This is a genomic window from Burkholderia sp. BC1, from assembly GCF_052683555.1.
In genome coordinates, this window is the sequence record NZ_JBQYLP010000001.1 from 64,543 (window position 1) to 87,845 (window position 23,303).

The following is a 23,303-nucleotide window of genomic DNA, read 5'->3' on the forward strand; positions in this document are numbered from 1 at the left end:
GTGCGTTCTCTTTTCGTTGAGTAAAAATCGTCGATGCGATGCCGGTGCGCCGCTTTACTGCGACGCTTTCAGCGCGCCTGCGTCGACCTGGTCGACGAGATGGTTCACGGCCTCCTGGATCGCGAGATCGAGCACCTTGCCGTTCAGCGTCGAGTCGTAGCCGGCGGTGCCGCCGAAGCCGATTACCTCGCGGTTCGACAAGCTGAATTCGCCGGCGCCCTGGCTCGATGCGACGACTTCGGACGTCGTCGTGTCGACGATGTTCAGGTTGACCTTCGCGTAGGCCACCTGCGTCTTGCCGCGGCCCAGAATGCCGAACAGCTGGTGATCGCCGACATCCTTGCGGCCGAACTCGGTCACGTCGCCCGTCACCACGTAGTTCGCGCCCTTCACTGCCTGCGCCTTCTTCATGAAGCCGGCTTCCTGCTTGATCTCGTCGAGATTCTCGCGGTCGAGCACGTTGAAGCGGTGGCTTTGCTGCAGCCGCGTGACGAGAATCGTCTTCGCCTGGCCGCCGAGGCGGTCGATGCCGTCCGAGAAAATGCCGCGCATGTAGCTCGAGCGGTTGTCGAACTTGCCGACCGCGATCGCGACCGGCTTGCCCGCATACGGCTTCTGCGCGCTGCTGACGGCCGGCACGTCGAGCGTGCGCGAGGATTCGGTCGCGCAGCCCGACAGCGCCGCGACGGCGGCGGCTGCCACGAGCATCGTGCGTCGTGTCTGAATAGTCACTGCTGGGTCTCCTTCGATGAAAAGCTTGCCCGGAACGGGCACGCCGGCACATGGGCGAACCGGCGCTGCAAACGACAACGCGATGCGTGCGCGAGCGCATGCATCGCCAGGCCGGCGACGGCGGTACAGGAAGGGAAGGTGCGCACAACGGGTGAGTTGCGGCCACTAGCGAAAATGCGGCGAACCGGTCGAGATTCGCGCGCGACGGTCACCCCTTTATTGTGATTGCGCTGTTGATCGCGCATCGTCGGCCCCGGATATCGTTTCGCGCGATGATAGCAAATGCTTTTATCGAGACGTGCAATCTTTAAAAGAATTGACGCGGTTTTGACAAAAACGCGCGCTGCGTCCTATTCCGGGAGAACGCGGCGGGATACGGGATCGCGGCCGATCGGACGCAAACGGCGATTTGGCGCGACGGCGAATGACGGGTCAAAAGCTAGACGGCGGTTGGCGATTGGTAATCAATCGATGTCGATATCGCCGATATATCGCCCATGTCGAATCGCGCGCAATAGCGCCGCTTGCGCAGCACGCGGGAACGCATGCCACGCATGGCTCGCGGCACGCCCACCGCGCTACTCGCCCACCTTCTGCCGCATCGTCACGAACTCCTCGGCCGCCGTCGGATGAATGCCGATCGTTTCGTCGAACTGCGCCTTCGTCGCGCCCGCGCGAATCGCGATCGCGATGCCCTGGATGATCTCGCCCGCCTCGCGGCCGACCATGTGCGCGCCGACCACGCGCTGGCTGTCGCGCGCGACGACGAGCTTCATCAGCGTGCGCTCGTCGCGCCCCGACAGCGTATGGCGCAGCGCCTTGAACGACGTGCGATAGATGTCGACCGCACCGTACTGCTCGCGGGCGCGCGCCTCGGTGAGACCGACCGTCGCGACTTCCGGCTGGCTGAACACGGCCGACGGCACCCATTCGTGATCGGTCGCGACACGGCGGCCGCCGAACAGCGTCATCGCGAGCAGCGCGCCGTCGCGCGTCGCGACCGGCGTGAGCTGCGGCCGCGACGTCACGTCGCCGATGGCGTGGATCGAATCGACCGACGTCGCCGAATACGCGTCGACCGCGATCGCGCCGCGCGCATCGAGCACGACGCCCGCCGCCTCGAGGCCGAGCCCTTCGACGTTCGGCACGCGGCCCGTCGCGTACAGCACCGCATCGTACGGGCCATGCTTTGCGTCGCCGACACGCAGGCTCAGCGTGCCGTCGTCGGCGCGCTCGATCGCCTGGATCGTCGCGCCCGTATGAATCGCGATGCCCTGCTTCGTCATCTCGTCGGACAGGAACTGCCGCACGTCGTCGTCGAAGCCGCGCAGGATCGTTTCGCCGCGATAGAAGAGATCGACGCGGCTGCCGAAGCCGTTGAAGATGCCCGCGAACTCCACGGCGATATACCCGCCGCCGACCACCGCGATGCGCGCGGGCAGCGCGTCGAGCGACAGCGCCTCGCGCGACGTGATCGCGTGCTCGATGCCCGGACGCGGCGGCAGCGACGGACGCGAGCCGGTCGCGATCGCGATATGGCGCGCGCGAATCCGCCGCTCGCCGACGGCGACCGTATGCGCATCGACGATCGTCGCGCGCCCGGCGATCATGTCGACGCCCGATTGCCGCAGCAGGTTCACGTAGATGTCGCTGAGCCGGTTGATCTCGCGATCCTTCGCGGCGATCAGCGCGTGCCAGTCGAGCGTGCCGGCGCCGAAGGTCCAGCCGAAGCCCTTCGCGTCCTCGATGTCGTGCGGGTAATGCGAGGCATAGACGAGCAGCTTCTTCGGGATGCAGCCGCGCAGCACGCACGTGCCGCCGATCTGTTCTTGCTCCGCAATGCCGACGCGCGCGCCGTACGACGCGGACATCCGCGCGAGCCTCACGCCGCCCGAGCCGGCGCCGATCACGAACAGGTCGTAGTCGAAGTCCATCGCATGCCCTCATCTCGATCAGGATGACGGCACGATAGCAAGATTCGGGAATTCGTGCGGAACGCCCCCGCGGCGGGCGCGCATAAAAAACGGCGAGAGACGTCGCCTCTCGCCGGTCAATCCGACTGCCGGGTCGTCATGCGTCACCGATCGACCGCATGTCCGGCGCGCCGGTCGCGCGGCACCGGTCCGCCGCATTCGCGCGCGCTGCGCGAACGGGCCGAACCGGCCGCCATGCTCATGCCTGCGACGTGTCGCTGCCGTCCGTCGCCTGCGTGTCGTCCGCTGCCTGTTCGGTCGCGTCTTCCTTCTTCTCGAGCAGACCTTCGAGCGCTTCGGCGCCCTTGAAGCCCGCGACGGCCGCGGCCGCCTTCGTCAGCAGGCCCGCATCCGGGTCGAGCTTCTCGGCCGCTTCGACAGCCGCCACGGCACCGGCGATTTCGCCTACGGTGTTCAGGATACCCATCGTCAACCCCTTTTCGAGCAATCGTGACGTGCATCGTCACACGAAAAAATCCGGCGCAATGTGTCTGTGATCGCCGGATACACAAGTTACGCACCGGCAAGTACCGGAGCCATGCAGGCAGCGTAGCGGAAAGCGGTCGCGCGCACTGTCAAAGTATGTTCGGCAATACCGACGAACGGCTTACGCCGCAGGCCGTGCGCAATGGAGCGTTCGCCGAATAGTCGCGTACGCATATGAAGGTTGCGCGCGCAAAAAAAGAGGCTCCCGCAGGAGCCTCTTCGAGCGCGCGCCGGACTCGCGTCCGGCGTCGGCGATCCGACGTTCGTCAGAAGATATTGCGCAGACCGATCGCGATGCCGGTCTGGTTGCTGCGGCCCGGCAGTTCGACGTTGGCCGCGCCGTTCGTCTTGTTGAAGTCGATCGTGCCGTAGATTTCGGTGCGCTTGCTCAGCGCATATTCGGCGATACCGACGATCGCATAGCGGTTGCCGCTCGCGAGCGTGCCGTTCGCGGTCATCGCGTTGCGCATGTGGTCGTAGTAGAACGCGCCCGTCAGCGTCAGCGGCGTGCTGACTTGCCAGCTCACGCCCGCGAACGGACCGTCGTCGATACGGCCGGTGCCCTTGGCAGTCGGAATCGTCTGCTGCGCGAGCAGGCTGTCGACGAAGCCCGTGTCGTCCTTCGAGCGCAGGTAGCCCGCGTAGATCTTCGCCTTGCTGAACGCGTAGACGACGTTCGCGTGGTAGATCGTCTGCTTGCGTGCCGAGTTGTCGCTGTTCTGCTGCGCGCCGGCCGCGATGCTGAGCGGGCCCATCACGTACGACAGCGACACGCCCCACGCATTGCCCTTGCCGAGCGAACCCGGAATCTGGCCGGAGAAGCCGCCGGCGCCGGTCGATTCGTAGTTCGTGCCCGTCGAGTACATCGCCTTCGCGGTCAGGCCTGCGAACTTGCCCGTGTACTTGATCTGGTTGTCCGCATACAGGCCGCCGCCGAGTGCGACCGGCAACCACGCGTTTTCGAGATAGTTGCCGACGGTCAGAGGATCGTAGGTGTCCGACAGCAGATCGAACAGCGGCGTCTTCTGACGGCCCAGCGTGACCGTGCCGTACGGGCTCTGCAGGCCGACGTACGCAGCGCGGTTGAACAGGCGGCCGCTGTCGGCGAATGCGCCGTTCTGCAGGTTCACGCCGCTTTCGAGATTGAACAGCGCCTTCAGGCCGCCGCCGAGATCTTCCGTACCGTAGATGCCGAAGCGGCTGTTCGTGATCGCGCCGTTGGTCATCTGCAGCAGGCCGTCGTTGTTCGCGTTCGCGTTGGTGAGGTAGCGAACGCTCACGTCCGCGACGCCCCACAGCGTGACCGAGCTTTGTGCCGCCGCGTACTGGCTGGCGAAAGCCAGCGCCGCGCCCCCTGCAAGTGCTGCGAGTCTGGTGGTCTGCTTCATGAGCTTGCCCTTTTGTAGGTGTCTCCGTTCATTGCCGGCCGCGTGCGCAACCGGGTGGCGATCGCGCCACGCTCATGGCGCGCGCGATGTGGGCTGAATCATAAGACCAGGCCGACCGCTGAAAGAAATTGAATCCGCGGCGGCGGGCGGTTTTGTCGCCCTGGCACAACGCTTGGCGCGCGCGGGCTTGCCTGCCGCGCATCGCGCGCCAACGGTTTCGCGCGCGGCCGCGCCCGTGCCACTGTAAGAATCGGCGGCCGCGACGGGCGCAACCGGCGCGCTCAGGCCGCTTGCGCGTCGCCGCCGCCGGTGTCGCCGCGCCCCGCGCGACGGCGCGCGCGCCGCACGATCTCCGCAAATGCGCCGACGAGCAGCAGCACCGCGCCCCACAGCGCGACGGCCGGCGCGATGCGCGTCGCGAATCCGCCGAGCACCGCGCCGGCCATGAAGCAGGAGCTGATCGTCGCAAGCAGCGCGGAATCGTGGAGCGCGCCGGCGTCGTAGCGCGGAATCAGCCCGACGAACAGCTTCTGCGTTGCGCGCCGCAGGTTGCCGGTCGTCATCACCGACGTGTACGACAGTTCCTCGAGATGCGTGAACGACAGCGTCTGCAGCGTCGCGACGAACGAAATGCCGGGAATCAGCCAGGCGCTCGACGCGCCGACGATGCCGCTCGCGGCGATGCCGAGAAACGCGATCTCGACGATCAGGCTCGCGAACGCGGTGTGCCGCACCCAACCGCGCTGTGCGGCGAGCCCGAGCAGGTGCGCGACCAGCACCGCGATCACGAAGCCGACGAGCGGCGGCACGTGGTGCAGCGCAGCGCCCCACTCGCCGGCGGACAGATTGATGCCGAGCAGCGCGACGTTGCCGGTCATCGTGTTCGCGAATACGTGGCCGTGGCCGACGTAGGTGTACGCATCGAGATAGCCGCCGGACAAGGTCAGCAGCGCGGCGACGGTGAGATTGCGGCTGGCGCCGTCGAGATCCATCGATCCTCCGTGTAGCGCACCGCGCGCGGTGCGAGGTCGGGCCCGGCCGGCCGTCGCGACACGCGCGGCGCATCGGGCGGGCCCATATAATGAACGCCTTCGGACGCGCGTCGTGCGGCGCGGGCCCGCCGCGTCGCGGCAACGGGCGGCGCGCCGAGTATACCGGCCGTGCCGCCGCACGCCGGCGCGCCGCACGCCGGCGTGCCCCCGCTTCATCGATGCTCCGCATGACACCCGCGAAATTCTTCCTGCGCTACACCGTGATCCCGTTCGTCGCGATCGTGCTGGTGGCCGTCTGGGCCTTCAACCGCGAATCGGGCGAGATCGATGCGCGCCAGTATGCGGCGCTCGCCGCCGCGTATCCGAACTTCACGCCGAAGCTGAAGCGCGAGGTCGCCGATGCGCTGCGCGGCGGCCGGCTCACGAAGAACGACTACGCGACGATCATGCGCGATGCGCTCGAGGCCGGTTACGTGATCGACTGGCCCGCCGCGACGAGCGACGTCGGCAGCGAGCGCGGCCGGCTGCTCGGCGCGGTGAACAGCGACGCACCTGCGTTGCCGTAACCGCTGCGCGCGATTACTGACCGAAGCCGGTCAGTCCGATCAGCGCGCCGCCCGCGAGCAGCCAGAGCGGATGGATCCGCGTGCGGTATGCGAGCACCGCGCAGACCGCGGTGATGCCCCACTGAATCGCCGTGCGGTTCGACGCCTGCGCGATCAGCACCGCGCTCGCCGCGACGAGCCCGGCCGTGACCGGCATCAGCCCCTGCTGCACGTAGCGGCGCCACGGCCGGTCGCGAAAGCGCTCCCACGCGTGCAGCGCGAGCACGGTGACGATCGACGACGGCCCGAACTTGGCCAGCGACGCGACGAGCAGCCCCGACCAGCCGGCGACGTGCCAGCCGACGAGCGACACGATCATCATGTTCGGGCCGGGCGCCGCCTGCGCGAGCGCGAACAGCGCGGTGAACTCGTGCGCGCTCATCCAGTGATGCACGTCGACGACCTGCCGCTGCATCTCCGGCAGGATCGTGTTGCCGCCGCCGAACGCAAGCAGCGACAGCTGGCTGAAGATCGTTGCGATCGCGATCAGCGTGTCGTTCATCGGCGGCCTCCGTCGCGCGGCTCGGGCGTGGGCGCGCGGGCGGCAGCGCCCGCGGCGGTATCGCGGCGCCGCGCCGCGAGCCAGATGCTGACGGGCGTCAGCACGAGCATCGTCGTCAGCAGCGGAATGCGCAGCACGGCGATCGCGACGAACGCGAGCGCCGCGATGCCGGCCGCCGCGCGAGCGTGCCGCAGCGGCTTCGCGACCTTCACGGCCATCGCGGCGAGCAGCCCGGCCGCCGCGGCCGCGAGCCCGGCAAACAGGTGCTGCACGCGCGGATCGTTCTGCGTCTTCGCGTACAGCACGCCGAGCGCGACGACGACGAGCGTCGGCCCCGCGATCAGCCCGAGAATGCCGGCGAACGCGCCCGGTATCCCGCGAAAGCGCATGCCGACCGCGACCGACAGGTTGATCACGTTGCCGCCGGGCAGGAACTGGCAAAGGCCGAGCAGATCGGTGAATTCGTCGGCGGACAGCCAGCGGCGCTCCTCGACGATCGTGCGCCGCGCGAACGGCAGCGCGCCGCCGAACGACATGAGCCCAAGCGACAGAAAGCCGGTGAACAGCTCGGCGAGGCCGACCCGTCGCGGCGGCGTGACGGGCGGCGAAGAAGCGGATGGCATGGGGTTCCTCATCGAAAGTAGGCCGAGGTTACCGCCGATCCGCGCGGCGGCAAAACGATTTTATCGACACGCCTTTGTGATCTAGAATCACAAGCATGCGTCGCGACCTCCCGCCCTTCTCCGCGCTTCGGGCCTTTGAAGCCGCGGCCCGCCATGAAAGCTTCAGCGCTGCCGGCGACGAGCTGCATGTGACCCACGGTGCCATCAGCCGGCAAATCGCCGGCTTCGAGGCATGGCTCGGCAAGCCCGTGTTTCACCGCTACGGCAAGCGCGTGAAGCTCACCGACGAAGGCCGCCGCTATCTCGACACCGTGCGCGCCGCGTTCGACAGCATCGCGCTCGCGACCGAGCAGCTGCGCCATACCGGCACCGCGCGCGTGCTGCGCATCAATGCACTGCCGACTTTCGCGATGAAATGGCTGCTGCCGAGGCTGTCGCGGTTCCAGCGCGACGTGCCGAACGTCGAGCTGAAGCTGTCGACGTCGAATGCGCCGCTCGACACGCTCGACGGTTTCGACGTCGCGATCCGGCGCGGCCCCGGCCACTGGCCGGCATGCACGAGCGGCCACTTCCTCGACGAAAGCGTGATTCCGGTCTGCAGCCCGGCGCTGCTCAAGCGCGCGCCGATCGCGCGCGCGGACGATCTCGTGCGGCACGTGCTGCTGCATTCGGATACGCGGCCGGAAGGCTGGCGCGACTGGTTCGCGGCGGCCGGCGTGACGATGAAGGCGCGCAAGCGGCAATCGTTCGACCACTTCTATCTCGCGCTGCAGGCGGCCGTCGACGGGCTCGGCGTCGCGCTGGGCCCGCTGCCGCTGATCGACGACGAACTGGCGAGCGGCCGCCTCGTGATGCCGCTCGCGGGCCCGCGCATCGCGACGCGCAGCTACTGGTGGATCGCGCCGCGCGCGCCGGCGGACGATCCGCTCGTCGCGCAGTTCTGCGCGTGGCTGGAGGCGCAGTCGAACGTCGGCGCGTAGTACCGCGCGGTTCGACGAAACAAGCGGTGCGGGCGGCAGGACACCGCCACACCGCGGCGCCGCCCATGCGGCCCGCTCCGCGCGCGGACGGCCTTGCACCGCCCGCTGCCGCGCGCACCGCTCAGACCACCGGGCCCGGCTCCTTTTCCTTGCGCAGCAGCGCGTACAGGATGATCGCGCCGAACGTCGCGGTACCGATGCCGCCGAGCCCGAAGCCGCCGATCTTCAGCGAGAAGTCGCCGGCGCCGAGCACGAGCGTGACGGCCGCGACGATCAGGTTGCGGTTGTCCGAGAAATCGACCTTGTTGACGACCCAGATCCGCGCGCCCGTGACGGCGATCAGCCCGAACACGACGATCGACACGCCGCCGAGCACGGCGCCCGGAATGGTCTGGATCACCGCGCCGAACTTCGGCGAGAAGCCGAGCACGATCGCGATCACCGCGGCGACCGCGAACACGAGCGTGGAATAGATGCGCGTGACGGCCATCACGCCGATGTTTTCGGAATAGGTCGTCACGCCGGTGCCGCCGACGCTGCCCGACACGATCGTCGCGAGCCCGTCGCCGATGAACGCGCGGCCGACGTAGCGGTCGAGGTTCTGCCCCGTCATCGCGCTGACGGCCTTGATGTGGCCGAGGTTCTCGGCGACGAGGATCACCGCGACGGGCGCGAGCATCAGCATCGCGTGCGGATCGAACACCGGCGCGGTGAAGGCCGGCATCCCGAACCACGCGGCGTGCGAGACGATCGAGAAGTCGATCGGCTTGCCGAGCCCCATGCCGTTGGTCGCGATCGCATAGATCACGTACGCGATCACGAGGCCGACCAGGATCAGCAGCCGCTGCATCATGCCGCGCGCGAACACCGCGACGCCGCCGACGCAGAGCACGGTGACGAGCGCCATCGTCGAATCGAAGTTCGACGCCGACACGCCCTTGACCGCGATCGGCGCGAGGTTCAGCCCGATCACCGCGACCACCGCGCCCGTCACGACAGGCGGCATCAGCGTTTCGATCCAGCGCGTGCCGATCGCCGACACGAGCGCGCCGAGCGCGACGTAGACGACGCCGCACGCGACGATCCCGCCGAGCGCGACGGGGATGTTCGGGTTCGGGCCGCTGCCGCCGTAGCCCGTCACCGCGATCACGAGGCCGATGAACGCGAAGCTCGAGCCGAGATAGCTCGGCACGCGGCCGCCGACCAGCACGAAGAACAGCAGCGTGCCGATGCCCGACATGAAGATGCAGAGGTTCGGATCGAAGCCCATCAGCAGCGGCGCGAGCACGGTCGAGCCGAACATCGCGACGACGTGCTGCACGCCCATCGCGACCATCTGCGGCCACGGCAGGCGCTCGTCGGGGCCGACCACGCGCGCGGACGCGCCGGTCGACTGCACCCGCCAGCGCGGGAAGTAGGAATCGGACATGGGAAAAAGGGCTCCTGTCGGTCGCCGGCTGCGACGGTGCGCCGGTCTGGAAACTCGCGCGAGTTTACGGAGCGGAAATGGGGCTGGCAAGCGCGGCCCGCGCGCTCGACGGCGCGCGGCAGTACGAACCGACGGCTGCGCAATTTCGAACCTGTCCGCTTCCAGCGCGCGGCGTGCTGCCCTACAGTACGCGGACCGCTGCGATACCAGGGCGCAGCGGGTTGTGAGTGGCTCCCTCTCGCCGCCCGCGCGTTGCGCCGGGCGGCTTTTTTATGCGCACGCCGCTCGCGCCCGCGGCCCGCTGCCGCGTCGCGCGACGTGAGCGGGCGCTCACATCGGGCGACGCACGCGTTGCGTCACGGGTTGATGTACTGGAACAGCGACAGGTTCTGCAGCTGCGCGTACGCCTTCTGCGCGCCCGTCAGCGCGTTCTGCATCTGCAGGAACTGGCTGATCGTCGACACCATGTTGGTGCTCGTCAGATCGGCGAGGTTGCTGGTCACCTGCAGCGTATTCGTCTGGTTCACGGCCTGCATCGCCTGGATTTCCTGCTCGCGGCCGCCGACCGACGCCTGCACGGTGAGGATGTTCGTCATCGTGTTGTCGAGCTTCGTCGTGCCGGTCGTCATCGCGTTCGCGAGCTTCGCGGCCGCGACCGTGTCGCTGCCGATCGGCACCTTCAGCGCCGCGATCATCGTGTCGAGCGTCGCGAACACGTCGGTGCCAGCCTGCGGCGCCGGCGTGACCGAGAACGTGTCGTTCGGCGACGGCGTGCCCGACACCGGCACCGACAGGCCGTTGCCGAGCGCGATCGCCGTGCCGGCGGCATACGGTTGCGGCGCCGTGGTCGTCGGCGGCGCGACCGTCTCGTCGGTCACCGTGTAGGTCGGCGCGGCCGACGTGCCGCCGAACGTGATCGTGAACGTGTGCGCGTTCGTCGCGGCCGACGGATCGGTGATCGTCACCGCGCCGATCGTCGCCGTGCCCTGGTTCGCCGCGCCGGCGGCCGGCACCGGCTGGCTGCCGAGCATCGGCACCGACAGGAACACGCTCGCGCCGTCGTCGCCCTGCGCGATCGTGCGCGTGTCGGCGATCTGCACCTGGCGCGCGCCGCGGTCGCCGCTGTAGACCACGCCGCCGCCCGTGCCGTTCGCGAACGGCGCCGTCGTCGACTGGTAGCCCGCGAACAGGTAGTTGCCGGCGCCGTCGGTCGAGTTCGCGAGCGTCAGCAGCTGGTCGCGATAGCCCTGCAGCTGCGTCGCGAGCGCCGACCGGTCGCTGTCGGACAGCGCGCCGTCGCCGGCCCGGATCACGATCGAATGGATGCTGTTGAGCAGGTTGTTCACGCTCGTGAGCGCCTGATCCTCCTTCTGCAGCGACGACAGCGCGACGTTCTGGTTCGTCGCGTACTGCGACAGCGTCGCCGACGTCATCGACAGCTGCACGGCCTGCGCCGCGCCGAGCGGGTTGTCGGCGGCCGTCGACAGGCTCACGCCGCTCGAAATCTGCTGATACAGCTGCGCGAGCTGCGCCTGCTGGTCGCTCATCTGCGCGACGTTCAGCTGGTAGAACTGGGCTGTGGAAATCCGCATCGCTTCGATCCCCGGAATCAGTTGAACAGGCCGAGCACGGTCTGGAACAGCGTCGCCGCCGTCTGGATCACCTTCGCGTTCGCCTGGTAGAGCTGCTGGTACTGCATCAGGTTCGCCGCTTCCTCGTTCTGGTTCACGCCCGACACCGACTGCTGCGCGGACGTGATCTGGCCGACGAGCGCCGTCTGCGCGGCGCTCGACGACTTGAGCTGGCTCGCCGCGTTGCCGATGTCGTTCACGTAGCTGGCGTACGCACCGGTCAGCGTGACCGTGCCGTTGCCGAACGACTTCGCGGTGACGAGCTTCGAGAGCGCGAGCGCGTTGGTGCCGTCGTTCGTGCCGCCCGCGTACGGGCCGATCCGGAACGTATCGCCGTCGGCCGGCGCGCCGGACAGCGACACCGTCACGCCGCTCAGCGCGCCCGGTGCGGTGCCCGACATCGTCAGCGTCGCGCCGGCGGCCGGGTCGTACGGCACGGGCGTCGTCGAGCTCGTGATCGTCACGGTCTGCGGCGGCGTGCCGGCGATCGTCACCGTCGTGCCGGCCGGGAAGCCCGACAGCGACTTCGTCGCCGCGTCGTAGGTCAGCGTCGTGGCCGGCACCTGATAGCCGGCGCTCACCGGCCCCTGCGTGATGGTCGCGGTGCCCGCGTTGGTCGACGCGGCCGACGTGACGACCGGCGACGCGGCCGCGATCGCGGAACCGTTCGAGGTCGCGAGCTGGAAGCCGTCGAGCGCGCCGCGCGTCGGCAGCACGGTGAACTGGTCGCCGGCCTGCATCGTGCCCGACGACACCGAGAAGTCGAGCCCGCCGATCGAGCCGGGCATCGTGTTCGACGTGCCGACCACCGAACCCGTCGCGCGGTCGGTCAGCGTGTACTGCGTGCCGTCGAACGACAGCGTGTAGTCGCCGGTGGTCGGCTGCGACGCGTTCGAAAACGACACCGACAGCGTCGCGTCGCCCTGGTTGCGCGTGTCGGTATAGACGGTCGGCGCGCCGACCGCGAACAGGTTGCTGCCGACGTTGCCCGACAGATCGATGCCGAGCGCGTTCTGCGCGTTGACCTGCGCGGCGAAGCTGGCGGCGATCGCGCCGAGCTTCGCCTGCGCCGGATCGAGCGTCTGGCTGCGGAACGCGAGCAGGCCGCCGAGCGTGCCGCCGGACAGCGACGTGTCGGGCAGGTACTGGTTCGGGCCCGGCGGATTTGCGCCGGCGATGCCCTGCGACACGACGGTCAGCTCGCTCGGGTCGGACGGCGACGTGACGGTCGCGAGCTGATAGCTCTTGTCCGCGACGACGAGCGGCTGGCCGCCCGCGAGGAATACGCTGTAGCCGTCGCTGTTGCGCACGACCTGCACGCCCGCGAGGCTCGACAGGTTCGACACCGCGAGGTCGCGCTGGTCCATCAGCTGGTTCGGCGGCTGCCCCTGGCTGCTCGCGGCGGCGATCTGCTGGTTCAGCTGCGCGATCTGCGCGGTGTAGGTATTGATCTGCGATACGGTGCTCGTGAGCTGCGTGTTCACGCTCTGGCGCAGCGCGTCGTATTGCTGGCCGGCGGCCGTGATCTGGTCCGCGAGCGTCTGCGCGTTGCTTATCGCCGTCTGCCGCACCGTCGGGTCGGCCGCGTTGTTCGCGACGTTCTGCAGCCCCGTGAAGTAGTTCGTGATCGCGGTCGAAATGCCGGCCGTCGGGCTGCCGATGTAGTTGTTCAGCTGCGCGACGAGCGAATACCAGGTCGACAGCGCGCCGCTTTGCGTCTGCGCGGTGTTCAGCTGGTCGCTCAGGTACTGGCTGTACTGCCGCTGCACGGTGACGGTGTTCACGCCCTGCGGCAGGTAACCGCTGCTCGTGTACTGGCCGCTCGCTTCCGCGTAGACGGGCCGCTCCACCGAATAGCCGGGCGTCGCGGCGTTGCTGATGTTCTGACCGGTCGTCGTGAGGCCCCAGAGCGCGGCGTTGAGGCCGCTGACGCCGAGGTTCATGAGTGTGTTGGACATGCGCGATCCTGATGAGCCGGCCGCGCTGCGGCCGCCGGGTTGCGTGACTCCCGGTATAACGGCCGCGGATCGAAAAAATTGAGGGAAAAATGGCCGCCCGACGCGCATGTCGCGCATCGGGCGCCGGCGCTGCCCGAAGCGACGCCGGCGAGCCTGCCGCGCGCCGTCGCGGCGCGGCGCGTCACGCGCGAGCGAGCGAGCGGCGCTTCATCTCGAGCTGCGTGATCAGCCGCTGCAGCGTGTTTTCGGCGCTGCCCGGCAGCGACAGGAAGCGAAAGCCGAGCTGATAGCGGCGCGCGCCGTTCGGCAGCTGCGTCGCGCGCTGCGACACGAGCTGCAGGTCGAGCGACAGCTTGCCGTGCCCGGTCAGCTCGAGCTCGACGTCCGGCAGCACCGTGCCGAGCGCGAGCGCCTCGACGCGTTCGTCGGCCGTGCGCAGCCCGACGCCGCCGAGCGACAGGTTGTGCACCTCGAACTGGAAGCGCTCGCCGTCCGGCAGCGCGCCGCGGCACAGGAACGGATCGACGACCGGCGCGTCGACGCGGAAATACTCGCGGCGCTGGATGCAGACGAGCACGTCGGGGAAATCGGCGACGAACGCCGGCAGCCCCTCGTAGCGCGTCTCGCGCGGCGTGCCGGTCGTGAATTCGACGCGCACGCCTTCGGGCGCGGCCGAGAACGCGCAGTGCGCCGCGCCGAGAATGCTCGCGTTCTGTTCGGACAGTGCGCCCCAGTCGAACGTGAACGTGCGTGCGCCGACATCGACTTCCAGCAGGCGCGTGACGAGCTGGCCGCCCGGATACTCGACGGTCAGGAAATCGCCGCGGTTCACGAGATTGCGCAACTGGACGCCGATTTCCAGCGGATTGCGGCGGGCGTAGTCGGGGCCGGAGTGGCCCGAGTCCAGGCTCGGGTCCGTCGACGTTTCGATATTCATGGCTAGCCGGTCTTTCTTGTCATGGGCGCACGCATAACCGGTGCGCGATAAAACCGGGCCAGAATACGGGGCCCGGACGCAGGTCTCTCACACTTAGCGGCAGTGCTGACCGAAAGTTTAGATCGATTTGCCGAATTTTTTTGCGCAAACGTTGAAACCGCGCGCGGCGGGGTGCCGGGCGCGGTCCGTCGGGGGCCAAAGCGTCAGCGATTCGTCAGCCGATCTGCTGCATGATCGAGATCAGCTTTTTCGCGTAGTTCGGGTCCGTCGCATAGCCGGCCTTCTGCATCCCCTGCGCAAAACCCTCGACGCTGCGGCTCGCGCTCAGCACGCCCGCATAGCGCGGATTGTTCTTCAGCAGGTTCGCGTAGTCGGTCATCGCATGCTCGTACGAATCGTACGCGCGGAACTTCGCGACGACGCGCCGCGGCGTGCCGTTCACGTATTCGGTCGTCAGCGCCGATACCGTGCGGCCGGTCCAGCCGCGTGTCGCCTTGATGCCGAATACGTTGTAGCTGGTCGAGCCGTCGGCCGCGCGGATCTCGCGCTTGCCCCAGCCCGATTCGAGCGCCGCCTGGCCGACGATGAAGCGCGCCGGAATGCCGGTCGCCGCGCTCGCCGCCTGTGCGGGGCCGGCGAGCCGGTCGACGAACGCGTCCGCGTCCGGCGCACCGGTCGCGCCCTTCACCGGCGGCGTCAGCGCGCTGCCGGCCGAATAGCCGCGCGCGCGCGACAGGCCGCCGTTGTTCGCGGCCGCGTTCGCATAGGCGTTCGCCATCGCGCTCATCGCGGCGAGGCTGCCTTCGTTGCCGGCCGCGCCGAAGCCGCCGCCGAGATCGGCCGCCGCGCCGGCGCCCGCGCCCTGCCCGGCGTTGCGCATCAGCTGCTTCATCAGCGCGTCGGCGACGCCGATGCCGCGCGACGACATCTGCTGCGCGAGCTGCTGGTCGAGCATCGACGTGTACATCTTCGACGTATGCGAGTCGAACAGCCCGCCTTCGGGCGTCGCATCGCGCATGCTCTTCAGCATCATCTGCGTGAACATCGCGTCGAACTGGCCTGCGACCGCCTTCGCGCCGCCCTGCGGCGACTGCTTCGCCTGCGCGCGCAGCGCGTCGAAGCCCTGCACGTCGAGTGCGAAGCGCTGCGTGAGGTCGGTGGCACCGGGGAAATTCGCCATTTAGATGATCTCCAGATCCGCGCGCAGCGCACCGGCCGCCTTCATCGCCTGCAGGATCGACATCAGGTCGGCCGGCGTCGCGCCGAGCGTGTTCAGCGCCTTCACGACGTCCGCGAGATTCGCGCCGGCCGTCACCATCTTCAGCGCGCCGTTGTCCTGCTTGAGCTGGATCTGCGACTGCTGCGCGACGACCGTCTGCCCGTTCGAGAACGGCCCCGGCTGCGACACGACCGGCTGCGTGTTGACGACCACCGACAGGTTGCCGTGCGCGACCGCGCAGCTTTGCAGCGTGACCATCTGGTTCATCACGATCGAGCCCGTGCGCGCGTTCAGGATCACCTTCGCGGCCGCCTTGTCGGGGCTCACGTCGAGGTTCTGCAGCCGCGCCATGAACGCGACCTGCTGCGCGGGATCGGCCGGCGCGGCGAGCTGGATCGTCCGCCCGTCGAGCGCGGTCGCGACGCCCGGACCGAAGCTCGAATTGACGGCCGCGACGATGCGCTGCGCGGTGCCGTAGTCCATGTCGTTGAGCTGCAGCTGCAGCATCCCGTTCATCTGCGCGAGCGCGTTCGGCACCGAGCGCTCGACGATCGCGCCGCCGACGATGCGCCCGGCCGCGAGCTGGTTCACCTGCACACGGCTGCCGTTCGCGCTCGCGCCGGCGCCGCCGACCGCCATGTTGCCCTGCGCGAGCGCGTACACCTGCCCGTCCGCGCCCTTCAGCGGCGTGAGCAGCAGCGTGCCGCCGCGCAGGCTCTTCGCGTTGCCGAGCGACGACACGGTCACGTCGAGCGCCTCGCCCGGCCGCGCGAACGGCGGCAGCGTCGCGGTCACCATCACGGCCGCGACGTTCTTCAGCTGCATGTTGTTCAGCGACGACGTGCCGCCGTTCGCCGAACCGTTGTTGATCGAGATGCCGAGGTTCGCGAGCATGTTCGCGAGCGTCTGCGTCGTGAACGGCGTCTGCATCGTCTGGTCGCCGGTGCCGTCGAGGCCGACGACGAGCCCGTAGCCGATCAGCGGGTTGTCGCGCACGCCCTGGATCTGCGCGAGGTCCTTCAGCCGCTCCGCGTGCGCGGCGGGCGCGCCGAGCGCGCATGCGACGGCGATCAGCAGGCCGGCGGCCGCGGCCGACACGCGCGACGAGAGGCGGTGAAATACGGTGTCGTGCATCGTCTTCACCACGGCGCGATGTTCAGGAAGAAGCGCTGCAGCCAGCCCATCGTCTCGGCCTCGTTGATGTAGCCCTTCGCCGAGTATTCGATCCGCGCGTCGGCGACCTGCGTCGAGTACACCGAGTTCGAGCCCGAGATCGTGTTCGGATTGACGACGCCCGAGAAGCGCACGAATTCGTTGCCCTGGTTGATCAGCATCTGCTTCTCGCCGCTGACGACGAGGTTGCCGTTCGGCAGCACGTTCGTGACGGTCACCGTGATCGTGCCGTTGAACGTGTTCGCCGCGCTCGCGCCGCCGGTGGCCGCGAACTTGTTCGTGCCGGCCGCCGACAGGTTCGCCTTGCTGAACAGCCCGCCGAGAAAGCCGGCGGTCGGCACGTTGAAGTCGGTATTGCCTTGCCGGTTCGTGTTCGCGCCCGACGATTTCGTCGCGTTGATGTTTTCCGCGATCACGATCGTCAGGATGTCGCCGATGTTGCGCGGCCGCTGATCCTCGAACAGCGGCCGGCCCGCGTAGCCGGGATTGAAGATCGAACCCGGCGCCTGCATCGATACCGGCAGCGGCGGCTGCGCGGTCATCGGCTGCTGGACGATCGGCTCGCGCGGAATCTGCGCGCAACCGGCGAGCGCCGCCGCCGCGAGCGCGCAGGCGGCGCGGACGGCGGCGGGCGGGAGAAGGCGAACCTGCTTCATGGCAACGACTCGGTCCGGTTAGCTCTTCATCTGCGTGACGGTCTGCAGCATCTGGTCGGACGTCGTCACGGCCTTGCTGTTGATCTCGTACGCGCGCTGCGTCTGGATCATGTTCACGAGTTCCTGCACGACGTTCACGTTCGACGCCTCGACGTAGCCCTGATTGAGCGTGCCCGCGCCGTTCAGTCCCGGCTGCGACACGTTCGGCGCGCCCGACGACGTCGTCTCCGCGAACAGGTTCTCGCCCTTCGCCTCGAGGCCGGCCGGGTTGATGAAGGTCGCGATCTGCAGCGAGCCGATCTGCACCGCGTTGCTCGAGCCCGGCTGCGTGACCGACACGACGCCGTCCTTGCCGATCGTCAGCGACGTCGCGTTCTGCGGCACCGTGATCGCCGGCAGGATCTGATAGCCGCTCGACGTGACGAGCTGGCCCTGCGCGTTGGTCTGGAACGAGCCGTCGCGCGTGTACGCGTTCGTGCCGTCCGGCATCAGCACCTGGAAGAAGCCCGCGCCGTTGATCGCGACGTCCTTCGAGTTGCCGGTCTGCGTGAGGCTGCCCTGCGTGTAGAGCCGCTCGGTCGCGACCTGCTGCACGCCGGTGCCGAGCTGCAGCCCGGACGGCAGCTCGGTCTGCTGCGTCGAGTTCGCGCCCGGCTGGCGGATCGTCTGGTACAGCAGATCCTCGAACACCGCGCGCGAGCCCTTGAAGCCGTTGGTGCTGACGTTCGCGAGGTTGTTCGAGATCACGTCCATCTGCGCCTGCTGCGCGTTCATGCCGGTAGCGGCGATATAAAGCGAACGATTCACTTATCAGGTTCTCCTGCGGTGGGCTGGCGCGGGTCGCTCAGCTGAAGTTGAGCAACTGGTTCGCCGACTGCTCGTTCTGGTCGGCCGTCTGGATCAGCTTCGACTGAAGCTGGAATGCGCGCGCGTTGTCGATCATCGCGACCATCGCGGTGACCGGATTCACGTTGCTGCCTTCGAGCGAATTCGGCACGACCGCGACGTTCGGATCGGCGTCGGCCGGATTGCCGTCGGTGGTGCGGAACAGGCCGTCGTTGCCGCGCACGAGCGTGGCCGGATCGGGATTGACGAGCTTCATCTGATCGACGATCGCGACAGCCGTCGGCGGATCGCCCGGCATCAGCGCGGACACCGTGCCGTCCTTGCCGATCGTCACTTCCGCATTCGGCGGCACCGAGATCGGGCCGCCGTTGCCGACCACCGGCAGGTTGCTCGCGTTCACGAGCTGGCCGTTCTGGTCGACGTGCAGGTTGCCCGCGCGCGTGTACGCCTCGCTGCCGTCCGGCAGCTGCACCGACAGCCAGCCGGGGCCCTGCACCGCGACGTCGAGCGGGTTGCCGGTGCGCGTGATCGGGCCCGGCGCAAAGTCGGCGCCCGGCGTCGAGGCGAGCACGTAGGTACGCGTCGTATTCGGATCGATCGCGCTGCCGTCGCCGAAATTCATCGGCACCGCGCGGTAGGTCGCGAGCTGCGCGCGAAAGCCCGTCGTCGACGCGTTCGCGAGGTTGTTCGCGACGATCGCCTGCTGGTCGAGCGACTGCGACGCGCCCGTCATCGCCGTATAGATCAGTCGGTCCATGGCTGCCCGTTATCCGCGCGTTACAGATTGATCAGCGTCTGGTCGACGGTCTGCTGCGTCTTGATCGTCTGCGCGTTCGCCTGGTAGTTGCGCTGCGCGGTGATCAGGTTCACGAGCTGCGACGTGAGGTCGACGTTCGAGTTCTCGAGCGCGCTGCCCTGCAGCGTGCCGTGGTTCGTGCTGCCCGGCACCGAGATCTGCGGGACGCCCGATGCGGCCGTCTCGGCGTACTGGTTGCCGCCGATGTTGACGAGCCCGTTCGGGTTGTTGAAGTTCGCGAGCGCGATCTGGCCGAGCACGGCGGTCTGCCCGTTCGAGTAGTTGCCGGTGAGCTTGCCGTCGGTGCCGATCGTGAACGTCGTCAGCGTGCCGCTCGCGTAGCCGTCCTGCGCGAGGTTGTTCACGCCGTCCTTGCCGCCATACTGCGTGGTGCCGGTCAGGTCGAGCGTCAGCGTCTGCGGCGTCGCGGAGCCGTCGGTGTTCGGCACCGTGAACTGGAACTGGCCGAGCGCCGCGGTCGGCGTGGCGGGCGAGCCCGTCGTCGTGCCCGAGATCGCGCCCGACGAATCGAACTGGATCGTGCCGAGGTCGTTCGTCGTGCCGCCCTGCACGCCCGCGTACGCTTCCCACGTGCCGGCCGCGGTTTTCACGAAATACATGTTGACGGCCTGCGAGCCGCCGAGCGAGTCGTATACCTGGATCGACGTCGAATAGTTGTAGGTCGTCGTGTCGTTCGCGTCGAACGGCGTCTTGGTCGGCACCGTGTCCTGCGAGTTCAGGTTGAACTGGCCGGTGATCTTGGTCGTCGCGGTCGGCGCGATGTTCGTCGTCGGCGCCTGCAGCGGCACGGTCTGCGCGGTATTGATCACGCCGTTCTTGTCGGCCGCGTAACCCATCAGGTTCAGGCCCTGCGAGTTGACGATGTAGCCGTTCTTGTCGCGCTGGAACGTGCCGTCACGCGTGTACGTGATCGTGCCGTTGTTCGACATCTGGAAGAAGCCGTTGCCGTTGATCGCGACGTCGAGCGACGAGTTCGTCGTGTTGATCGTCCCCTGCCCGAACTGCTGCTGCACCGACGCGAGCGCCGTGCCGATCCCGATCTGCGTGTTCACCGACGTCGCGATCGAATTCGCGTACATGTCGGAAAACTGCGCGGTGCTCGACTTGAAGCCGACCGTATTCGCGTTCGCGATGTTGTTGCCGATCACGTCCAGCGCGTTCGATGCGCCGGCGAGGCCGCTCAGACCCTGTTGATAACCCATTTCGGTCTCCGTTTCGAGGAAGCTGGATCAGTTGGTGGACGCGCTGCCGGACGACGACGAGCCCGTGTTCGGGAAGATCGACGCGACCTGCGTGAGGCCCACCGTCGAACCGTTCGACAGCACGAGCCCCGGCGTGCCGTCCGACTGCTTGATGACGCTCTGCACCTGCGCGGCGGTCAGCACGGTCGGCGCGTAGCTCTTGCCGTCGGTGCCCGTGTACTGCGCGCTGATCGTGTACTGGCCGTCCGGCAGCGCGTTGCCGGCTGCGTCGGTCGGCGTCCAGTTGAACGGCACGGTGCCGGCCGACTGGCTGCCCGCGTTGATCGTGTTCACGACTGCGCCCGCCGAGTTCTTCACGGTGATCGTCAGGTTCGACACGTCGGATGTCAGCGACACGCCGAACGGCGACGCGGCGCCGCTCTTCACCGCGACCGTATCGCCCGGCGCGAGCACGTTCGAGCCGATCAGCAGCGCGGCCTGCGTCTGCTGACCGGCCGCGAGCTGCGTCGACAGCGACGTCAGCGACGTATTCAGCTGCGCGATGCCGCTTACCGTGTTGATCTGCGCGAGCTGCGACGTCATCTGCGAGCTGTCGACCGGGCTCGTCGGATCCTGGTTCTGCAACTGCGTGACGAGCAGCTTCAGGAACGTCGCCTGCAGGTCGCTCGCCGACGTGCCGGTCGTCGACACGTTGTTCGTGTTCATCGTGTCGGTCGGCAGCGTCGATACGTTCGCGCCGTTGCTGCCGATCGTCGTGGAGGAGGAGGTCATGCTCGGTGGCCTTGTGTCGAAACTGTCGGGTCGGTCGAATCGGGCGCCGCGCGGCTCACGAGCCGATCGTCAGCGTCTTCAGCATCAGTTGCTTCGCGGTGTTCAGCGTCTCGACGTTGGCCTGATACGAGCGCGACGCCGAGATCATGTTCACCATTTCCTGCACCGGATCGACGTTCGGCATCTGCACGTAGCCGTTCGCGTCGGCGGCCGGGTTCGCGGGGTCGTAGGTCGACTTCATCGGCGACGGATCGTCGATCACCTTCGTCACGCGCACGCCGCCGACGCCCTGGCCCGACGCGGTGCGCGCGCCGCCGATCGGATCGGTCGCGAACACGACCTGCTTGGCCTTGTACGGCTTGCCGTCGGGGCCGGTCGCGCTGTCGGCGTTCGCGAGGTTCGATGCGGTGACGTTCAGGCGCTGCGACTGCGCGGACAGCGCCGAGCCGGCAACGCCGAAGATGTTCATCAACGAGGGCATGAAGGCTCCTTGTGCTCGGGTTCGGAAACGGCGCGCGCGCTCACGAGTTCGTCGTGATCGCGGCGATCATCGCCTTGATCTGCTGCGTCATCACGGTCATCCCGGTCTCGTAGTGCAGCGCGTTGTTCGCGAACTGCACGCGCTCGACGTCGAGATCGACCGTGTTGCCGTCGAGCGACGGCTGCAGCGGCATCCGGTATTGCGCGCGGCCGTAGTCGTCGGACGGGCCGCCGGTCGGAATCAGCTTCACGGCGCCGGCCATGTGGCCGGGCGCGGTCGAGGCCATCGTCATCCCGCTCGTCACGCCGGCCGGCTGCGCGAGCGGCAGCTGCGCGGCGTTGCTCGGCGCGAGTCCGCCGTTCGCCTGCTTCAGCGAGCGTGCGAGCGTCGACGCGAAATCGACGTCGCGTGCCCGATAGCCCGGCGTATCCGCGTTCGCGATGTTCGACGACAGCAGTTCCTGCCGATAGGCGCGGACGTCGAGCGCCTGTCGCCCGAACGCGAATTCGGCATCGAGTTTGTCCAGCATCTGTGCGTCCTCCGGATGAAGCGCTGCACGCCTGCCGCGCCGCGCGGGCCCGGAAGGCTTTTTTCCATGACAGCGATGGTAGGCGGCGCGTGCAACCGGCAATCGTGCGAATAACGCGGCAAAGCCCCCCTCTATTCATCGTTTGCGCGCCGGGTGCGCTCCCTAGAATGCGAAGCGGATCAACGGATCGAGGACACGGCGATGAAGGGCGGCGCACTTCGCGGAACGGACGAACGGCCGATGCAGCGCCGGCGTGCGCGCGCGCTCGGGCTCGCCGCCGTGCTGTCGGTCGTCGCGGCGGTCGCGCACGCGGACGACGGGATGATCGTGATTCCCGGACGCGGCGACACGGCCGAGCACGCACTCGCGAGCGCGAATGCCGCGAGCGGCGGACGGCTCGGTGCGAACGGTGCCGCGCCGATGCGCGATGCGGGCAATGTGACGCCCGCCGGCCCCGTGAATTTCGTGGCGAACGCGCCGGCCGATGCGGCGCCGGGCACGCGCGGCAATGCAGCCGTCGTCGCACCGGCAGCAGCCGCGCCGCGCGCGGCCGATCCGGGCGGTATCGTGACGGTCGTTGCAGGCGCGTCGGACGCGGCGCCGAACATCGTGAAAACGCCGCCGCGCGCGGCGCTCGCGACGCGCGCCGTACCCGCCGTATCGGCAACACGCCCTGCCGCCGTCACCGCGGCCGCGACAGCCGCACCCGCTTCGCCGCCGCCGACGCAATCGGCCGGCGCCCCCGCCCAGCAGGACCCCGACACGATCCGGCGCGCGGCGCTCGCGTTCCTGCAGCAGCAGATCGCCGGGCTGCCCGGCAAGACGAGCGCGACCGTCGCACCGGCGTTCCCGCGCGGGCTCGCCGCCTGCACGACGCTCGAGCCGTTCCTGCCGACCGGCGCACGGCTCTGGGGCCGCACGACGGTCGGCGTGCGCTGCGCGGGCGAGCGGCCGTGGACCGTCTATCTGCAGGCGAAAGTCACCGTGCACGCGACCTACTACGTCGCCGCGCGGCAGATCGCGCCCGGCGAGCCGCTGAGCGCGGCCGATCTCGTCGCGCGCGACGGCGATCTGACGGTGCTGCCGCTCGCGGTGATCACCGATCCCGCGCAAGCGATCGGCGCGACCGCGCTCGCGCGGATCGCGGCCGGGCTGCCGCTGCGGCAGGACATGCTGAAGAGCGCGGCGTCGGTATCGGCCGGGCAGACGGTGCGCGTCGTCGCGGCCGGGCCCGGCTTCACGATTTCGGCCGAAGGCAGCGCGCTCGCGAATGCGGCGCCCGGCCAGTCGGTCAGGGTCCGGATGGCGGCGGGCCAGATCGTCACCGCGATCGTGAAGGACGCGGGGACGGTGGAGATCCCGCTATAAGAATG

Annotated in this window: 24 protein-coding genes; 3 read left to right on the forward strand and 21 right to left on the reverse strand. The window is 68.5% G+C overall.

Features of this window, described 5'->3' with window-relative positions:
* Positions 1 to 54: 54 nt before the first annotated feature.
* The 6 genes from ACSHSS_RS00325 to ACSHSS_RS00350 form a co-directional block, all read right to left on the reverse strand.
* Positions 55 to 708 carry a CsgG/HfaB family protein gene (locus tag ACSHSS_RS00325; protein ID WP_012467433.1) on the reverse strand — a complete coding sequence of 218 codons (654 nt, stop codon included), beginning with the start codon at positions 706 to 708 and terminating at the stop codon, positions 55 to 57.
* Between the two features lie 20 nt (positions 709 to 728).
* Positions 729 to 977 carry a hypothetical protein gene (locus tag ACSHSS_RS00330; RefSeq protein WP_146121511.1) on the reverse strand — a complete coding sequence of 83 codons (249 nt, stop codon included), beginning with the start codon at positions 975 to 977 and terminating at the stop codon, positions 729 to 731.
* A 333-nt stretch (positions 978 to 1,310) separates the two neighbouring features.
* Positions 1,311 to 2,666, reverse strand: a complete 1,356-nt coding sequence (gor, locus tag ACSHSS_RS00335; RefSeq protein ID WP_035952629.1) for a glutathione-disulfide reductase — start codon at positions 2,664 to 2,666, stop codon at positions 1,311 to 1,313.
* Between the two features lie 238 nt (positions 2,667 to 2,904).
* Entirely contained in the window at positions 2,905 to 3,132 is a 228-nt protein-coding gene (locus tag ACSHSS_RS00340; protein ID WP_035488925.1) for a hypothetical protein, read from the reverse strand.
* A gap of 325 nt (positions 3,133 to 3,457) precedes the next feature.
* On the reverse strand, positions 3,458 to 4,579 hold the full coding sequence (locus ACSHSS_RS00345) for a porin (protein WP_006408014.1): 1,122 nt from the start codon (positions 4,577 to 4,579) through the stop codon (positions 3,458 to 3,460).
* 281 nt (positions 4,580 to 4,860) lie between these two features.
* Positions 4,861 to 5,571 carry a YoaK family protein gene (locus ACSHSS_RS00350; RefSeq protein WP_212160265.1) on the reverse strand — a complete coding sequence of 237 codons (711 nt, stop codon included), beginning with the start codon at positions 5,569 to 5,571 and terminating at the stop codon, positions 4,861 to 4,863.
* Positions 5,572 to 5,798: 227 nt separating this feature from the next.
* On the opposite strand from ACSHSS_RS00350, the gene ACSHSS_RS00355 reads away from it, so the two are divergent.
* The gene (locus ACSHSS_RS00355) at positions 5,799 to 6,137 is read left to right on the forward strand and encodes a hypothetical protein (protein ID WP_105840271.1); all 339 of its coding nucleotides are present in this window, start codon (positions 5,799 to 5,801) and stop codon (positions 6,135 to 6,137) included.
* 13 nt (positions 6,138 to 6,150) lie between these two features.
* On the opposite strand, the gene ACSHSS_RS00360 is transcribed toward ACSHSS_RS00355, so the two are convergent.
* Entirely contained in the window at positions 6,151 to 6,678 is a 528-nt protein-coding gene (locus ACSHSS_RS00360; protein WP_006402771.1) for a chromate transporter, read from the reverse strand.
* Positions 6,675 to 7,301 carry a chromate transporter gene (locus ACSHSS_RS00365; RefSeq protein ID WP_039220414.1) on the reverse strand — a complete coding sequence of 209 codons (627 nt, stop codon included), beginning with the start codon at positions 7,299 to 7,301 and terminating at the stop codon, positions 6,675 to 6,677. Before ACSHSS_RS00365 ends, ACSHSS_RS00360 begins: the two co-directional genes overlap by 4 nt.
* A gap of 95 nt (positions 7,302 to 7,396) precedes the next feature.
* Here ACSHSS_RS00365 and ACSHSS_RS00370 point away from each other — a divergent pair, with 95 nt between their 5' ends.
* Positions 7,397 to 8,281, forward strand: a complete 885-nt coding sequence (locus ACSHSS_RS00370; RefSeq protein ID WP_176034260.1) for a transcriptional regulator GcvA — start codon at positions 7,397 to 7,399, stop codon at positions 8,279 to 8,281.
* Between the two features lie 121 nt (positions 8,282 to 8,402).
* On the opposite strand, the gene ACSHSS_RS00375 is transcribed toward ACSHSS_RS00370, so the two are convergent.
* The 13 genes from ACSHSS_RS00375 to flgB form a co-directional block, all read right to left on the reverse strand.
* Positions 8,403 to 9,710, reverse strand: coding sequence for a solute carrier family 23 protein (locus ACSHSS_RS00375; RefSeq protein WP_006402768.1), 1,308 nt, complete (start codon positions 9,708 to 9,710; stop codon positions 8,403 to 8,405).
* Positions 9,711 to 10,066: 356 nt separating this feature from the next.
* A complete protein-coding gene (flgL, locus tag ACSHSS_RS00380; protein WP_054317032.1) occupies positions 10,067 to 11,302 on the reverse strand; it encodes a flagellar hook-associated protein FlgL in 1,236 nt (411 codons plus the stop codon).
* Positions 11,303 to 11,319: 17 nt separating this feature from the next.
* Complete coding sequence (gene flgK, locus ACSHSS_RS00385) at positions 11,320 to 13,299, reverse strand: flagellar hook-associated protein FlgK (RefSeq protein WP_212160267.1); 1,980 nt, start codon at positions 13,297 to 13,299, stop codon at positions 11,320 to 11,322.
* 181 nt (positions 13,300 to 13,480) lie between these two features.
* Positions 13,481 to 14,236: a flagellar brake protein gene (locus ACSHSS_RS00390; RefSeq protein WP_006408025.1), complete on the reverse strand. Its 756-nt coding sequence runs from the start codon at positions 14,234 to 14,236 to the stop codon at positions 13,481 to 13,483.
* A gap of 214 nt (positions 14,237 to 14,450) precedes the next feature.
* The gene (gene flgJ, locus ACSHSS_RS00395; protein ID WP_212160271.1) at positions 14,451 to 15,416 is read right to left on the reverse strand and encodes a flagellar assembly peptidoglycan hydrolase FlgJ; all 966 of its coding nucleotides are present in this window, start codon (positions 15,414 to 15,416) and stop codon (positions 14,451 to 14,453) included.
* Positions 15,417 to 16,589, reverse strand: coding sequence for a flagellar basal body P-ring protein FlgI (locus ACSHSS_RS00400; RefSeq protein ID WP_212160275.1), 1,173 nt, complete (start codon positions 16,587 to 16,589; stop codon positions 15,417 to 15,419). It abuts the gene before it with no gap.
* A 5-nt stretch (positions 16,590 to 16,594) separates the two neighbouring features.
* A complete protein-coding gene (flgH, locus tag ACSHSS_RS00405; protein WP_006402762.1) occupies positions 16,595 to 17,284 on the reverse strand; it encodes a flagellar basal body L-ring protein FlgH in 690 nt (229 codons plus the stop codon).
* A gap of 18 nt (positions 17,285 to 17,302) precedes the next feature.
* A complete protein-coding gene (gene flgG, locus ACSHSS_RS00410) occupies positions 17,303 to 18,091 on the reverse strand; it encodes a flagellar basal-body rod protein FlgG (protein WP_006402761.1) in 789 nt (262 codons plus the stop codon).
* Between the two features lie 37 nt (positions 18,092 to 18,128).
* Positions 18,129 to 18,887 carry a flagellar basal-body rod protein FlgF gene (flgF, locus tag ACSHSS_RS00415; RefSeq protein WP_006402760.1) on the reverse strand — a complete coding sequence of 253 codons (759 nt, stop codon included), beginning with the start codon at positions 18,885 to 18,887 and terminating at the stop codon, positions 18,129 to 18,131.
* 20 nt (positions 18,888 to 18,907) lie between these two features.
* A complete protein-coding gene (gene flgE, locus ACSHSS_RS00420) occupies positions 18,908 to 20,149 on the reverse strand; it encodes a flagellar hook protein FlgE (RefSeq protein WP_059783980.1) in 1,242 nt (413 codons plus the stop codon).
* 27 nt (positions 20,150 to 20,176) lie between these two features.
* Positions 20,177 to 20,920: a flagellar hook assembly protein FlgD gene (flgD, locus tag ACSHSS_RS00425; protein ID WP_006402758.1), complete on the reverse strand. Its 744-nt coding sequence runs from the start codon at positions 20,918 to 20,920 to the stop codon at positions 20,177 to 20,179.
* 55 nt (positions 20,921 to 20,975) lie between these two features.
* Positions 20,976 to 21,401, reverse strand: a complete 426-nt coding sequence (flgC, locus tag ACSHSS_RS00430; RefSeq protein WP_006402757.1) for a flagellar basal body rod protein FlgC — start codon at positions 21,399 to 21,401, stop codon at positions 20,976 to 20,978.
* Positions 21,402 to 21,441: 40 nt separating this feature from the next.
* The gene (flgB, locus tag ACSHSS_RS00435; protein ID WP_060111025.1) at positions 21,442 to 21,930 is read right to left on the reverse strand and encodes a flagellar basal body rod protein FlgB; all 489 of its coding nucleotides are present in this window, start codon (positions 21,928 to 21,930) and stop codon (positions 21,442 to 21,444) included.
* A 201-nt stretch (positions 21,931 to 22,131) separates the two neighbouring features.
* Here flgB and flgA point away from each other — a divergent pair, with 201 nt between their 5' ends.
* Positions 22,132 to 23,298, forward strand: a complete 1,167-nt coding sequence (flgA, locus tag ACSHSS_RS00440) for a flagellar basal body P-ring formation chaperone FlgA (protein WP_212160279.1) — start codon at positions 22,132 to 22,134, stop codon at positions 23,296 to 23,298.
* Positions 23,299 to 23,303 lie beyond the last annotated feature (5 nt).

Excerpts from the sequence above, each read along its gene's own strand:
- ACSHSS_RS00325 (WP_012467433.1), bottom strand. The coding sequence starts at position 708 with ATGCTCGTGGCAGCCGCCGCCGTCGCGGCGCTGTCGGGCTGCGCGACC.
- ACSHSS_RS00330 (WP_146121511.1), bottom strand. The coding sequence starts at position 977 with ATGCGCGATCAACAGCGCAATCACAATAAAGGGGTGACCGTCGCGCGC.
- gor (WP_035952629.1), bottom strand. The coding sequence starts at position 2,666 with ATGGACTTCGACTACGACCTGTTCGTGATCGGCGCCGGCTCGGGCGGC.
- ACSHSS_RS00340 (WP_035488925.1), bottom strand. The coding sequence starts at position 3,132 with ATGGGTATCCTGAACACCGTAGGCGAAATCGCCGGTGCCGTGGCGGCT.
- ACSHSS_RS00345 (WP_006408014.1), bottom strand. The coding sequence starts at position 4,579 with ATGAAGCAGACCACCAGACTCGCAGCACTTGCAGGGGGCGCGGCGCTG.
- ACSHSS_RS00350 (WP_212160265.1), bottom strand. The coding sequence starts at position 5,571 with ATGGATCTCGACGGCGCCAGCCGCAATCTCACCGTCGCCGCGCTGCTG.
- ACSHSS_RS00355 (WP_105840271.1), top strand. The coding sequence starts at position 5,799 with ATGACACCCGCGAAATTCTTCCTGCGCTACACCGTGATCCCGTTCGTC.
- ACSHSS_RS00360 (WP_006402771.1), bottom strand. The coding sequence starts at position 6,678 with ATGAACGACACGCTGATCGCGATCGCAACGATCTTCAGCCAGCTGTCG.
- ACSHSS_RS00365 (WP_039220414.1), bottom strand. The coding sequence starts at position 7,301 with ATGCCATCCGCTTCTTCGCCGCCCGTCACGCCGCCGCGACGGGTCGGC.
- ACSHSS_RS00370 (WP_176034260.1), top strand. The coding sequence starts at position 7,397 with ATGCGTCGCGACCTCCCGCCCTTCTCCGCGCTTCGGGCCTTTGAAGCC.
- ACSHSS_RS00375 (WP_006402768.1), bottom strand. The coding sequence starts at position 9,710 with ATGTCCGATTCCTACTTCCCGCGCTGGCGGGTGCAGTCGACCGGCGCG.
- flgL (WP_054317032.1), bottom strand. The coding sequence starts at position 11,302 with ATGCGGATTTCCACAGCCCAGTTCTACCAGCTGAACGTCGCGCAGATG.
- flgK (WP_212160267.1), bottom strand. The coding sequence starts at position 13,299 with ATGTCCAACACACTCATGAACCTCGGCGTCAGCGGCCTCAACGCCGCG.
- ACSHSS_RS00390 (WP_006408025.1), bottom strand. The coding sequence starts at position 14,236 with ATGAATATCGAAACGTCGACGGACCCGAGCCTGGACTCGGGCCACTCC.
- flgJ (WP_212160271.1), bottom strand. The coding sequence starts at position 15,416 with ATGGCGAATTTCCCCGGTGCCACCGACCTCACGCAGCGCTTCGCACTC.
- ACSHSS_RS00400 (WP_212160275.1), bottom strand. The coding sequence starts at position 16,589 with ATGCACGACACCGTATTTCACCGCCTCTCGTCGCGCGTGTCGGCCGCG.
- flgH (WP_006402762.1), bottom strand. The coding sequence starts at position 17,284 with ATGAAGCAGGTTCGCCTTCTCCCGCCCGCCGCCGTCCGCGCCGCCTGC.
- flgF (WP_006402760.1), bottom strand. The coding sequence starts at position 18,887 with ATGGACCGACTGATCTATACGGCGATGACGGGCGCGTCGCAGTCGCTC.
- flgE (WP_059783980.1), bottom strand. The coding sequence starts at position 20,149 with ATGGGTTATCAACAGGGTCTGAGCGGCCTCGCCGGCGCATCGAACGCG.
- flgD (WP_006402758.1), bottom strand. The coding sequence starts at position 20,920 with ATGACCTCCTCCTCCACGACGATCGGCAGCAACGGCGCGAACGTATCG.
- flgC (WP_006402757.1), bottom strand. The coding sequence starts at position 21,401 with ATGCCCTCGTTGATGAACATCTTCGGCGTTGCCGGCTCGGCGCTGTCC.
- flgB (WP_060111025.1), bottom strand. The coding sequence starts at position 21,930 with ATGCTGGACAAACTCGATGCCGAATTCGCGTTCGGGCGACAGGCGCTC.
- flgA (WP_212160279.1), top strand. The coding sequence starts at position 22,132 with ATGAAGGGCGGCGCACTTCGCGGAACGGACGAACGGCCGATGCAGCGC.